This window comes from Paenibacillus dauci (genome assembly GCF_000971985.1).
GTDB classification, from domain to species: Bacteria; Bacillota; Bacilli; order Paenibacillales; family Paenibacillaceae; genus Saccharibacillus; species Saccharibacillus dauci.
In genome coordinates this window covers 140,197-153,250 of sequence record NZ_LAQQ01000008.1, presented here as the reverse complement: position 1 = coordinate 153,250, position 13,054 = coordinate 140,197, and the positions used below count along the sequence as shown (strand labels likewise).

General features: G+C 45.7%; 14 protein-coding genes. 9 read left to right on the top strand and 5 right to left on the bottom strand.

The genetic code is table 11. The features are described from left to right. Nucleotides 1–58 precede the first annotated feature (58 nt). The 3 genes from WH46_RS23595 to WH46_RS21075 form a co-directional block, all read right to left on the bottom strand. The gene (locus tag WH46_RS23595) at nucleotides 59–1,495 is read right to left on the bottom strand and encodes an anti-sigma factor (protein ID WP_052714326.1); all 1,437 of its coding nucleotides are present in this window, start codon (nucleotides 1,493–1,495) and stop codon (nucleotides 59–61) included. Next, a complete protein-coding gene (locus WH46_RS21080) occupies nucleotides 1,488–1,994 on the bottom strand; it encodes a sigma-70 family RNA polymerase sigma factor (protein ID WP_046228236.1) in 507 nt (168 codons plus the stop codon). The genes WH46_RS23595 and WH46_RS21080 overlap by 8 nt, the downstream gene beginning before the upstream one ends. Nucleotides 1,995–2,332: 338 nt before the next feature. Continuing rightward, the gene (locus WH46_RS21075; protein ID WP_046228235.1) at nucleotides 2,333–3,580 is read right to left on the bottom strand and encodes a stalk domain-containing protein; all 1,248 of its coding nucleotides are present in this window, start codon (nucleotides 3,578–3,580) and stop codon (nucleotides 2,333–2,335) included. A 289-nt stretch (nucleotides 3,581–3,869) separates the two neighbouring features. Here WH46_RS21075 and WH46_RS21070 point away from each other — a divergent pair, with 289 nt between their 5' ends. Then, nucleotides 3,870–4,238, top strand: a complete 369-nt coding sequence (locus WH46_RS21070; RefSeq protein WP_046228234.1) for a DUF4181 domain-containing protein — start codon at nucleotides 3,870–3,872, stop codon at nucleotides 4,236–4,238. Nucleotides 4,239–4,347: 109 nt separating this feature from the next. Here WH46_RS21070 and WH46_RS21065 read toward each other — a convergent pair whose 3' ends face one another. Then, nucleotides 4,348–5,415, bottom strand: coding sequence for a permease (locus WH46_RS21065; protein ID WP_046228233.1), 1,068 nt, complete (start codon nucleotides 5,413–5,415; stop codon nucleotides 4,348–4,350). 239 nt (nucleotides 5,416–5,654) lie between these two features. On the opposite strand from WH46_RS21065, the gene selD reads away from it, so the two are divergent. Together selD and mnmH are read left to right on the top strand one after the other, a co-directional pair. After that, nucleotides 5,655–6,707, top strand: a complete 1,053-nt coding sequence (gene selD, locus WH46_RS21060) for a selenide, water dikinase SelD (protein WP_046228232.1) — start codon at nucleotides 5,655–5,657, stop codon at nucleotides 6,705–6,707. 92 nt (nucleotides 6,708–6,799) lie between these two features. Continuing rightward, entirely contained in the window at nucleotides 6,800–7,849 is a 1,050-nt protein-coding gene (gene mnmH, locus WH46_RS21055; protein ID WP_046228231.1) for a tRNA 2-selenouridine(34) synthase MnmH, read from the top strand. A gap of 127 nt (nucleotides 7,850–7,976) precedes the next feature. On the opposite strand, the gene WH46_RS21050 is transcribed toward mnmH, so the two are convergent. Then, nucleotides 7,977–8,324: a DUF805 domain-containing protein gene (locus WH46_RS21050; RefSeq protein WP_046228230.1), complete on the bottom strand. Its 348-nt coding sequence runs from the start codon at nucleotides 8,322–8,324 to the stop codon at nucleotides 7,977–7,979. Between the two features lie 703 nt (nucleotides 8,325–9,027). On the opposite strand from WH46_RS21050, the gene WH46_RS21045 reads away from it, so the two are divergent. The 6 genes from WH46_RS21045 (at nucleotide 9,028) to WH46_RS21020 (ending at nucleotide 13,034) form a co-directional block, all read left to right on the top strand. Further along, nucleotides 9,028–9,396: a response regulator gene (locus WH46_RS21045; protein WP_156172327.1), complete on the top strand. Its 369-nt coding sequence runs from the start codon at nucleotides 9,028–9,030 to the stop codon at nucleotides 9,394–9,396. 70 nt (nucleotides 9,397–9,466) lie between these two features. Next, nucleotides 9,467–10,117 (top strand): Na-translocating system protein MpsC family protein, encoded by a 651-nt coding sequence (locus WH46_RS21040; RefSeq protein ID WP_046228228.1) that lies wholly within the window; start codon nucleotides 9,467–9,469, stop codon nucleotides 10,115–10,117. A 145-nt stretch (nucleotides 10,118–10,262) separates the two neighbouring features. Continuing rightward, on the top strand, nucleotides 10,263–10,946 hold the full coding sequence (locus WH46_RS21035; protein ID WP_231584395.1) for a Na-translocating system protein MpsC family protein: 684 nt from the start codon (nucleotides 10,263–10,265) through the stop codon (nucleotides 10,944–10,946). A 151-nt stretch (nucleotides 10,947–11,097) separates the two neighbouring features. Continuing rightward, nucleotides 11,098–11,490: a response regulator gene (locus WH46_RS21030; protein WP_052714324.1), complete on the top strand. Its 393-nt coding sequence runs from the start codon at nucleotides 11,098–11,100 to the stop codon at nucleotides 11,488–11,490. A 253-nt stretch (nucleotides 11,491–11,743) separates the two neighbouring features. Further along, nucleotides 11,744–12,385 carry a deoxynucleoside kinase gene (locus WH46_RS21025; RefSeq protein ID WP_046228226.1) on the top strand — a complete coding sequence of 214 codons (642 nt, stop codon included), beginning with the start codon at nucleotides 11,744–11,746 and terminating at the stop codon, nucleotides 12,383–12,385. Next, entirely contained in the window at nucleotides 12,363–13,034 is a 672-nt protein-coding gene (locus WH46_RS21020; RefSeq protein ID WP_046228225.1) for a deoxynucleoside kinase, read from the top strand. The genes WH46_RS21025 and WH46_RS21020 overlap by 23 nt, the downstream gene beginning before the upstream one ends. The last annotated feature ends 20 nt before the right edge of the window (nucleotides 13,035–13,054 follow it).

Sequence of the window (13,054 nt, the reverse complement as noted above, 5' to 3'; positions counted from 1 at the left end):
ATAACAAAGAAGCACCGTCAAACATTGGTTTGCGGTGCTTCTTTATTTACGATCCATACTATTCTTCCCAGTTCCACAACCGAACTTCTCCGATCTGAATCCGGCTGGCAAACGGTTCTTTTTTTAGCTTTAGTACTTCTTTGGTCGGCCCGGTTACTGTAATGCCGTAGATCTGTACGCCATTTTGCTCAATATAATGGATAATCCCATCAAAATCATAAAAAGGAGCAGGCGCGCGGAGTATTCCTTTATAAGGCTGGATCAAACGCAGCGTATTGAGAAAATTCTTGTTACGTATATCACCACTTCCATAGGCCTGCACATTCGGATAGCTGTAGCTGGAACTGCTTGTGCTGCTGAACCAGCCGATCTTTTCTTCACTTTGATGAAGCAGGGTCCGATCCGAATCATGCCATATTGGATCATACGGGAATCCAATCATGTAACTCCATCTGGAACCAGGCTCATTCATATCAGCCTCGCTTCCGGGACGTACAGCCAGCCAGAGTGGCTTCATTTTTTTATCCTTGAATAACTGCAGTGCCTGGTCCGTACTGTAATACTGATCAAAGCTAATATAAGCTTCGACTACCGTACCCTCTGGCAGATGTTCGAGTCGTTTCCAGGCAGCTGCACTGTCATTGGATACATCTGCTCCTGGAGGTTGAAAAGGCAACGGCGGTGGCGTGACTTCTACGAGCCAGTCGGTATTATACGTACGTGCAAAATTAAACGAGATATCCACCGTATAATCCGCAATTTTGACCCGGCTGCTGCCGATCTGTTTTTCCATTGCTCCTTTGATATGTAGACCGGTTGTATCGACATTGGCACCCGCACTCTCCAGCGATACATTGGGCTGGGTCACCGCAATCGCGGAACGGATCACATCACGGTAAGTATCGATACGACCACCCTCTTGAATCCCATAGAAAAAAATATTGAAGATGGTACATACGAAAATAAAAGCAAAAAAAGCTCCAATGACAATCCCTGCTGTACCGGAGCGTGAACGCCACTTGCTGCGCCTCATAATCCGTCGTATCTTTTTCTGGTCGATCCGGTCATCCATATAGAGCTGCCCATATCGACGCATAAAGGCAGGTTTTATCGCTTTATTTTCGGGAGACGGCTGTGCTGAAGTATCTGTAGTAGGCGAGTGCTGCGTTTGCGGATTCGGTTGTGCCTCTATATTTCTGTACTTCTCTTCATTCAGCAGTTCCTCTGTATCCTCGTGCTGTTCGAAATGAGCTTGATTCAACGGTTCATCCGTATCCGTATGCTGCGAATGTTCATTTGGCTGCTGATCATTCGTATAGTGCTTCGTCTGATTCAAATGGTCATTGGTATGTGGTTGATCCCGATCCAATTGTTCGTCAATATACTGCTGATACTGCTCCAGTTTGTCCAGTTCCTGTTCTACTTCCGTACGCTGCTCTTCGGATAGTTTGCCGTCATAATAATCCTGAAGCTTTTGTCTAAATGAGTCATTCATCGTATGCACCGCCCTGATTGAAATCGCGTATTCGCTGCCTTCCGCGGAATAGTAGTACCTTGAAATAGGCTAAAGAGATATCCATAATCTCTGAAGATTCCTGATAAGAGAACTGGTGAAAGTCATACAGCAGCACGGCCTGCTTTTGCATTATAGGCAGCTGATCGAGTTGAGTTATGACCAGATGAATTTGCTCTTGCTCAATCAGTTGATTGTCAGGAGAAGTCTGCGAATCGGTGATCTGGTCGAAAAAGGCTGGCTCCTGCACCTGCTGCCGTTTACGCTTGCGCTGGTCATCGATAAAAGCATGATAGGCTGCCCGGAATAGCCATGGTTTTACCTTTTCGCCGTTATACACTTCCAGATACAGATAAGCCCGGTAAAAAGTCTCCTGCATCAGATCTTCCGCTGTATGATGATTGCGACTGAGCGAGTACAGATATCGATAGATGTCATGGGTATACTGTCTGTATAATTGATCCAGATATTTGGACACCATAACCTCCTTTCACTGTAACCACGTGTGAAATTGGAAAATGTTACATATTTAACAGGGAGATTTATATTTATTTTAGAATCGTAATCGCATACAGATATGTATAGAGAGATAGGAGCGAGCATACAGCTATGCAGGAACAGGACGGTGAATTCTCACCGCCCTGATCTACATCTATCTAGTAGTCATTATTGTTTTCCAACAAGAATTTATTTTTCGTGTTACGCGGACGTTATACCATATCATTCTTATTCAATCTATTGAACTTATACAGCCTGTTATTCTAGCTGCCCCATCCAATTCGTCCAACGTAATCTAGTCATACTTGTCTTATTTCTATCTTACTTATTAAATTCCACTGATTCGTGCATCGCATCCATCGCTTTTTGTCCGATAATGCCAAGACGCCAGATAGCGACACCTTTAAGGTCATAGCGTTTGGCGAGACCGATTTTGGTATTGACCGATTTCTCGTCTTCGCTGCTTAGGGAGATGCCGAGGATGAGCTTGCTGCGATCGACCTGCTTCAGAGCCAGTTGGATGGCATTATCGACTTTGTCGGTTGGCTCCGGGGTCTTTTTATCTGTATAATCATAAGCCATGATGATCAGATCATCGGCCAGTGTGCCGAGCGTCTTGTAATCATAACCGGTATAGGAGCTGTTCAGCGGGTGCAGGGCCAGCGTCAGTTTGAGTCCTTGCTGATGTGCTTTGGCAGCTATATTTTTGACAAAGGCGTTATAATCCGACTGCGCTTTGGCTTTGTCACCACTCCAGCCAAGTCCTTCAAAGTCCAGTACGATTCCTTTGAATCCTTTGCTGGTAGCTGTATCGATAATGGACTGGATTGTCTGGTTTTGCAGGGTTGGGTTTTCCAGATTCTTGGTCAGTTCCCCATGTCCGTCTACCGAATAGACCATCAGATATGGAGAAGTACCCTGTGCAGCCGTATTCTGGATCATGGATTCGGGAGTATCGCTGCCAGCTGACTGTGGCCATTTGAATTCCGTATTGGAAGTAGAGAATTTGCCTTCTGTCGTAATTCGGCTCCAGCCATAAGCTACGCTGTCAAAGTCAGGTATCATCGCGCGCTCATCATAGGAGGAAATTGCGTAAAATCCCAGTGTATACAAATCCTCTACTGGAGAGGTGATCGATACGGTATGGGTGGAGGCATCCCATTTCACATCTGCACCAAACTGCTGGCTGAAAAAGCTCAGCGGAATCATCGTATTGTTATTAATCGTCTGCGGAGCAACGAAGAGCGTAACCTTTTGACCATCTACTGTCGCGTTCGTGCTATTCATGGTAAGTATGACCTTTTTGTTGCCGGAACCGCTGGCGGTAATAGTCTTGCTGGCCTGATTCCAGGATACCGGAATACCCAGCGCTTCAGCGATTGCACGAAACGGCACCATTGTGGTTCCTTTGACCATCGTTGGAGCGACCGGAAAAGGCAGATTATATCCGTCCAGTGTAATGCTTACCTGAGGCGCAGCTGCATGAGTGACCTTACTTAGCGAAGAGCTGCTCGTAACGCCGGTACACAGCAGGCTGCTGCATAGTGCTAATTTAAGTATATTGTTCATGTGAAATTGCTCCTGTCTATTCTATATTGGTATACTGCTAGGGCCAGGCATGTACAAATGTGGGGAAGAGAACAATAAAAGTAATCGTACAAATTCAAAAGTCTTACTGTACATACCGGTAATATATATGGAATGTATCTGTAAAAGAAGCATCACTATACTATTGTACTAAAATATGGATGAATTGTTTCTCACAGCAGAATGATAATTTTGTCATAAAGTAAAAGAAAGCAGACACAAAAAGGTGGCATGAATACAGTTGTAAATACATAGAAAACAGGAGGATGTCATGATACCTGCGATCACTATTTTGATTATAGTTCTGATTAACTATGTAATCCCGCGTCTTGCCCAAAAATACCTGCATATCGAGAAACAGAATATTATGCAATCGGCTGGCCGAAAAGCCATGATAGTCGGCAATGTCATATATGCAGCTGTTATTATCGTTCTCTTGATGATTCCAGGAATGCCGCCGCTGTACGAGAATTTCAAATTTTATCTGATAATTGTTGTAGGATTGATTGTTTTGCTAAGTGCTTATCAGGTCGGATTGGAAAAGAAATATTTTCCGCATTCCAGACAATATATCGTTACATTAATCGTGTCGGTCATCGGAATTTTGTATGTATGCGGGCTTTTGGTTTTTATAGATTAGATAATTACATCAACATACGCCACTGCCTGGCGTTTCAATAAAAAACAGCCTGCTTCAGATTTATACTGAAGCAGGCTGTTGGCATAGCGGAATACAATTATAGAACGAGTTATAAAACGAACATACCGACCAGTCCGCAAACGATACCAAGTACAACGACGGAACCAGCGACGAACAGCATGACTTTGAGCGGGAAAGCACGCCCGATCATCAGCATGGACGGCAGGCTAATGGCCGGCAAGGTCAGCATCAGTGCAGCAGCTGGTCCTGCGCCAAGACCCAGACTCATAAAAGATTGCACAATCGGAATCTCTGCTGCTGTCGGAATAACGAACAGCATACCGGCCAGTGCGAATCCGGCGATAGCGAGCAGACTGTTGCCGCTAGCGATATCCATTGAAGGGAAGAGCCACACCCGAGCTGCACCGAGCAGCAATACGAAGATGATATAAGCAGGTACGATGCTGATCAGCATATTCAGAATACTCTTGCCCCAGCGTACCATAAGCGGTTGTTCCGGTGCTGCAGGAGGCGCTGCATTGGGATCGTCCATCTTCATCTCATCCGGCAGCTTCTCGGCAGGAACGAACCGGTTTGCCAGATAGCTAACGCCGAAAACAAGAATCAATCCAAACACGAGACGCAGCAGCGTGAATTTCCACGACAACACAAACGTCATAAAGACCAGTGTCGCCGGATTGAGAGTCGGGTTACCGATCCAGAACGCCAGGCTGGCGCCGACAGAAGCCTGCTTTTTGCGCATGCCGACAGCAATCGGGGCTGCGCAGCAGCTGCACATCATACCTGGCAGTGAAGCGACACCCGCCAGTGCGGTACTACGAAAGTCCGCTTTACCGAGTACACGCAGCAGCCATTGAGCCGGCAGCATAACCTGCAGCAACGAACCGAGCAGGATACCGAGAATCGCGGCTTTCCAGACGGCTTTGAAATAGACTACCGCATATCCCCATGCCGCTTCCCACGATGGAGCGCCTCCGGTAGAGTCTCCCAGAATCGAAGCTCCGATAGAATGATCGGCAGCAGCTTTGAACGCTTTATGGTAATAGGGCCACCATTTCACATACATCAGCCCTGCAATGACAATAACCAAAAAGCCGACGACCAGCCAGATCACTTTTTTGTTCGGCTGGCGTAAGCCTGAATCCGTTGTGTGCATATTGTTCCTCCTGATTAAAATATCAATAAATGAGCTGCACAAGCAGATCACAGGTGTAAATTATAGCATAAAAATATAAGCCGAAACGCAAGCTGCATCGAATTATTTGCCGGGCTAGTGGTATAATTAATAAAGTGCTGTTCTAAAGCAATATTCCAAGGACAACAGGAGATCACAGACGCTTCTGCTGTCTTCTATAGATACTGTACAAACCCTATACCCGAAAGGAACGATAATATATGTCATCTACCGATGCAATCAAATTAACTTCACTTTCTTCCAAAGGTGGTTGCGGCTGCAAAATCGGACCTGCCGATCTGGCTCAGGTACTGCGTAATCTGCCACAGGCCATTCCCAATCCGAATCTGCTCGTAGGCCTGGATACAAGTGATGATGCAGGTGTATACCGGCTTACCGATGATCTGGCTATTGTGCAGACATTGGACTTTTTCACCCCGATCGTTGATGATCCGTATTCCTTTGGACAGGTCGCTGCAGCGAATGCGATTAGTGATATTTATGCCATGGGCGGCAAGCCGCTGACAGCGCTGAATATTGTAGCTTTCCCTATTCATACGCTGGATAAGCAGATTCTGACCGATATTCTGCGCGGAGCTGGGGACAAGATGGCCGAAGCAGGCGTAACACTCGTTGGCGGTCATTCGATCGATGACAAGGAGCCTAAATTCGGCCTGGCCGTGACCGGTACAGTCCATCCGGATCGTGTGCGTACCAACGCAGGAGCCAAGCCGGGTGACCAGTTGATTCTAACCAAGCCGATTGGCGTCGGTATCCTGACAACTTCCGTCAAAAAAGATCAGCTTAGCGAAGAGGAAATTGCCCGCGTTACTCAGGTCATGAGTACGCTGAACAAAACCGCAGCCGAGACGATGGATGCGTATGAAGTGCATGCCTGTACCGATGTGACCGGATTCGGTCTACTCGGTCATGCTTCTGAAATGGCTAAAGGCAGCAGCAATGGTATTGTGATTCGTCAAAGTCAGGTGCCTGTGCTGCCGCGTGTACGCGAACTGGCAGAAAACGGCTTTGTACCAGGCGGTACCAAAAACAATTATGCACATCTCGAAGGCGATGTGACTTTCCCGGCAGATATGGATCAGATCGATCAATGGATTCTGTGTGATGCGGTTACATCCGGTGGTCTGCTGATTGCAGTTGCCGAACAGGATGCTGCCCAGCTGCTGAGCGATCTGCTCGCTGCAGGTGTAGAAGCGGCGCATATCGGCGAAGTGACCGACCAGCACCCTGGTCATATTCAGGTACAGATCTAATTTATTTTTGAAAAGTAAAAGCGGAATTAAAAATAAAAGTAATAAAGAAATGACTTTCCCCACGTAATTCGACAACTAAGGAGCGGATGGTTTTGTTTCAGGATATCACCATAGAAGAATTGCTGAAGAAACGGGCCAGAGGAGAAATCACTACGATTGATGTGCGCTCGCCATCGGAATACCGGAATGCGACCATTCCCGGCAGTATGAATATACCGTTATTCAACGATGAAGAACGTGCTGAAGTCGGTACCCTTTACAAGCAGGTCGGTACCGAACAGGCCAAAACGCGCGGTCTCGAGATTGCCTCAGCCAAATTGCCTGATTTTATCGCTAAATTCCAGCAGATTGAAGGACCAAAGGCGGTCTTCTGCTGGCGGGGAGGAATGCGCAGCAAGACAACAGCGACTGTACTGTCCTTGATGGGGGTACAGACGTACCGCTTGTCCGGTGGTGTACGTGCCTATCGGCAGTGGATCGTAGAAGAACTCGGTCAGCTGCAGCTGAATACACCGGCATTTGTATTGAACGGACATACCGGTAACGGCAAGACACTGATGCTGGAAAAGCTGCAGCGAGAAGGGTACCCGGTTATTGACCTGGAAGGAATGGCTGGTCACCGTGGATCTGTATTTGGCGGAATCGGTCTGCAGGTGAATAACCAGAAAGCTTTTGATTCCCTGCTGATTGAGCGGCTGAATGAAATCGGTCAGGCTCCGTATATTCTGTTTGAAGCCGAAAGCCGGCGTATCGGCAAGGTCGAAGTGCCTGCCTTTTTGCTGGATAAAAAAGAACAGGGTGTGCATCTGTGGGTAGAGCTGCCGATGGCTGAACGTGTACGGCATATTATGGAAGATTATCGTCCGGCTGAGCACAAGGAAGAATGTCTGTCTGCTTTTGAGCGGATCAAGGCACATATTCATCAGCCTATCGGTGTGCAGATCGAAGAAGCGCTGCATGGAGATCAGTATGAGCAGGCTATTGCTCTACTGCTGGAATATTATTATGATCCCAAATATCAGTATTCCGCGGACAAAATGAAAGATACCCAGCGTGTTATCATTCAGGCCGGTAATGTGAATGAAGCTGTCGGGAAGATCAAAGAATATCTGGCAAGCGTACCGAATACAGTACAAAGCTGAGCCCGATAGTAGTTATCTTTATGAAATAAACATGGTAAAAAGCCGCTTTTTGGCAGCATGACAGGATACTCTTTGGAGAATCGCTATTGTCTTTGCTGCCGTACAGGCGGCTTTTTGGATTGGATGGTTAGCTATATTTGGGATTGGTGCCATATACGTTCTCATCATATTGACCATCCTGGCTGCAAAATATGAGCAGTACAATGATACCGACAATAGGAATAAGTACAAGCAGATACCACCATGCACTGCGTCCGGTATCATGTAGTCGGCGGATCAAAACAGCAAGAGTAGGCAAGGTTACAGCCAGATGATAAAGGGAAGCAATAAATCGTTCAGTTCCCAGAATACCATCAATAATTAACAAGGCTATAGTAATTATCGTACTGATCAGACCAAAGATCCAGAATTCGGATCGGCTGGCCCTCCCCCGAAAGCCAACATAATTTTTCAAAACAGAAATGTACCAGCTCACTTAAGTATCCCCTTATGTATAATGAATTAAGCTACTAATTAGTAACATAAATAAAAGGAAATTGGAATAGCTGGAAGAAGCAGAATTTAATCATACGCGAATTGAATAATATGCTAATTTGTTTTACTCTTATAATAGAGTGTGTCAATTCATGTATGTATCGGAAGCATGCATAACGGGTCTTTACAGAACCGTGAGGAGAAATGAACTTATAAATTATACCTTACGAATCAAATAATTTTTGTAGTAACATTTAAATCTTGGCTTGAATGAGTTATATTATGAATAGGGAAGGTTAATGCAGAAGTGCGCTTCTTCTATCGACTCATCAGGGGTCCATACCGTCACCATGGTCATCTTTCGAAAGGGTATAACCGTACTGCTGGAAAAAGAACCGTAGCATCGGGGTAGAACAATAGCCACATTCAACCAGGCGTAAGGCTGAATGAAATTCTGCATAAGCAGTATTGTCAGGAGAGACGCTTCACAGAAGGCGTCAGATACTTGAGTCTACTGGAGCTCTAATTATCATATATTTATAGGTATTTACAATAAAACGATTAAGAAATAAAAAAATAGCTGTTCGGTAATAATTCAGACATGGTGCATGCGCTGAAATTAGGCCGGGGAATGGGTGGAATGCACAAACCCTTTCTTCGGCCTATTTTTTTTGAAAGGATGATTATAATTGGAGCAGGACAAGATGCACGTCCTCTACATCGGCAGCGAACGTATAAATCTGGCACTGATGCGATCATTATTTCGAAAAAAGCTGCCTGATTTGACGCTGCTGGAAGTGGAGGATACTGCCAGAGGTATGCAAATGGCTCGCGCTCACAAGCCTGTACTGATTATGATCGATATTGAATTTCCGGTAGAACATCAGTATGATATTCTTCCTGTTCTGCAATCTTGTCCCGATACCTGCAGTATCCCTGTTTGGGCAATCAGCGCGTGTGCTTTTAATGACGAGATTGCCAAGGGAATACAGGCTGGATTCAACCGTTATATTACCAAACCGATTGACCTCGAACAATTCATACAACGGATACGGATGGATATAGCAATCTAAGTGATGCAGATATATCCCAACTGAATAACGGTTGTATCCTACCAATTTAGCTGGGAGTGTGTAATAAGCATTGAACCACAAAAATATAATCACCCAAGCCACCAGTTACACCACTAAATTATTAAGGAACCGATTCGGCAAGGGGCCGGAATCGGTCTCTATTTATCTGTGCGACCGGTGTATCGTCCTGCATTTGAAGAACTTTCTGAGTCCGGTAGAGAAGTTTTTGCTGAGCCAGGAAGAAGAGCAGGCTTTTCGACATACCCGTGAGCTGATTATGAAGTCGCTGCTGCCCGAGCTGCGCACTTTTCTCCATGAGAAGCTGCAGCTGGAAGTCAAGGATATGCATTATGACTGGGGACTCTACAATGCTTCCGGGGTTGTGGTCGGCCTGCTGCGCACCGATCGGGAAATGACTTCGGACTATGAAGGCAAAGAACAGCTGCATCAGCAGATTATCCGGGTGACCAGCGAACTGCAAAAGCCTCCGGCCTGGATCGATTCCTGGTGGATCAATCCGAGAACGCTTTTTATTTTCCGCCAGGGTCTGACAATTCTGCTGGAAAAGGAATTTATCGGTCTGGGCTTTGAGAACATGCTGCGGATGACCAAAGGCAAGCTGGAGAAAACGCTGCTGGAGGAATATGTACAGGTTGAACAGATTTTTCATAAAAAGGTATCGGATCTGTATGTGGACTGGAGCTTTGATCATGACCACTAGGCTTTCTGGGTGCTTTTAGTGAAAAAAATCGCTTATTCGTATCAGGTAGAGTATACTGGAGATTGATTACTCGGATTCCGAAGTTAAGCAGCACTGTATCTAACCCCGACGGATCATGAGTCTTCCCTTTCTATATCCTATGGGGGTGTACGTATTGAAGTATAGGCAGTTTATCAGCCAAGCCACCAGCTTTACGACCAAGCTGTTACGTAATCGGTTTGGTAAAGGTCCACAATCGGTAAACATTGCCCTCAACGATCAGTGCATTATTTTTCATCTGCGCGAGTTTATCAGTCCGGTGGAGAATTTTCTGCTGAGTCAGGAAGAGGAAGAGGCATTCCGATATACACGAGAGCTGGTTATGAAATCCATGCTGCCCGAACTCAGAGCTTTTTTGCAGGAACATCTGGAGACGGAAGTTACCGATATGTATTATGATTGGGGAACCCATAATGCTTCCGGGATTATTGTTGGTCTGCTGGATGCCGGCTGGAAGGATACTCTTGAATATGAAGGCAGAGACGCTATACATGCCCAGATCAGCGAAGTGACCCGGCATGTGCAAAAAGCGCCGGAAATGATTACCTCGTGGTGGGTCAATCCCAAAACATTAGTCGTCTTTCGACAGGGTATACTCATACTGATTGAGAAAGAACTAATTCATCTGGGACAGGGCAATCTGCTGAAAACAGCCAAACGCAGGCTGGAAAAGCGAATGCTCATGCAGGCTGTCGAGCTCGAAAATACGCTGGGACAACGCGTTGCAGATATGTATGTCGATTGGAGCTTTGATCAGGATCATAGTGTTATCGTATATATTTTTGAATAGGTAGAGTGCACGATGAGTATGAAGTATTGAGAACTGAATACGTCGGTAATACCTTTCAGACATTATATGCGCTGAGATAGGCCGAAGAGAAAAAGAACCTTGCGTTCTTTCTCTTCGGTCTTTTTATTTTGCCGAAAGGAGGGGGAATAAAGTGAATTCAGCTTCAAAAGAAATCTTGTATATTGAGGATGATCAGCTGAGTACGTTAACGATGCGTCTCATTTTCAAAAAAAAGTTTCCGGAATTAACTTTGTTGGAGGCGGCTACAGCCAAGCAGGGAATTGAACTGGCACTCAAGCATCGTCCATTTCTGATTATGGTGGATATTTTGCTGCCGGATATGAATGGATACGAGAGCCTGCAATACCTTCAGAATCATGAATACACCTCCGGGATTCCGGTCTGGGCTGTTACTGCCTGTGCTCTTAGCAGCGATATTCGCAAAGGAAAAGAAGCTGGATTCGAACGCTATATTACCAAACCGATTGATATGAAAAATCTGATCAACTGGATGAATATGCATGTGACAGATGCCGAAGTATAAATGTTGGGATTGCAATCTGTGACAGCGCTGCGTCTGTACACAGAAATTGCAACATTTGGATAGATGAGATGGCAAATATCTGATCTACTTTACTTGTTGCGACATTTATCAAGTTACTTTGCAGGGGGCCTGAATGAATATCAGACTTCCTGTATTTATTTTTGGATAAATTCATATTGTCCCCAATTCATTTCGTGATACAATACATAAAGTCTATTAACGAACATGTAATACAGGAAGGACATTCATACCCATGACACAACCCCCGTTTATCGCCGTAGAAGGTCCAATCGGTGCTGGCAAAACAACCCTGTCTTCCATGCTGGCGGAAGAGCTGAATCTCCCTATTATCAAGGAAATCGTCGAAGAGAATCCTTTTCTCGGCAAATTTTATGACAATATCGATGAATGGAGTTTCCAGTTGGAAATGTTTTTCCTCTGTAATCGGTACAAGCAGCTGGAAGATACCGGCGTACAGTACATTTCCCAAAATCAGCCGGTGATCTCGGACTATCATATCTACAAAAATATGATCTTTGCCGAGCGTACGCTCAAAGGGGTCAAGCGGGACAAATACCGTCAGATCTATCATGTACTAACCGATGATCTGCCCAAGCCGGATATTATCATCTATATCCGCGCGAGCCTGGATACACTGCTGGCCCGAATCGAGAAACGTGGACGGGTCTTCGAAGAAGCTATGGATACAGCATATCTGGAACAGCTGATGGCTGATTACGATGAAGCGATGGCTTCGATTGCCCTGCGTGAGCCAGAGACGAGAATTATTACGATTGACGGCGATGCTGTTGATTTTGTGGAAAACCGGGAGCAGTTCCATACGATTGCCTCTCAATTAAAGGAGCTTATACATGAACGAATACAACATACCTGAAAATGCGCTGATCACGATTGCCGGAACGGTAGGAGTCGGCAAGTCTACACTGACTGCGAAACTGGCAGAGCGCCTGAACTTCAAGACATCCCTCGAAAAAGTCGATCATAATCCGTATCTGGAGAAGTTCTATCATGACTTTGAACGCTGGAGCTTCCATCTGCAGATTTACTTCCTCGCCGAACGGTTCAAGGAACAAAAGCATATTTTTGAAGCAGGCGGCGGTTATGTACAGGATCGCTCGATCTATGAAGATACCGGCATTTTTGCCAAAATGCATGCTGATAAAGGGACCATGTCTGCTACCGATTATGAGACATATACCAGCCTGTTCCAGGCAATGGTGATGACTCCCTATTTTCCTCATCCGGATGTACTGATCTATCTGGAAGGCAGCCTGCCATCGATCCTGAATCGTATTCAGCTGCGCGGACGCCAGATGGAGATCGAGACAGATGTGTCTTACTGGGAACAGATGCATGAACGGTATGTATCCTGGATCGGAGAATTCAATGCCTGTCCGGTTCTGCGCCTAAATATTGATGAGTATGACGTGAACGATCCATCTTCCATGGATAGCATATTGACTGAAGTTAGCCGCATTATTGCTGCATCCCGTCAGACCCGCTTGAACGGTACACTGGCATAACTGCAATGCACAGCCGCTAT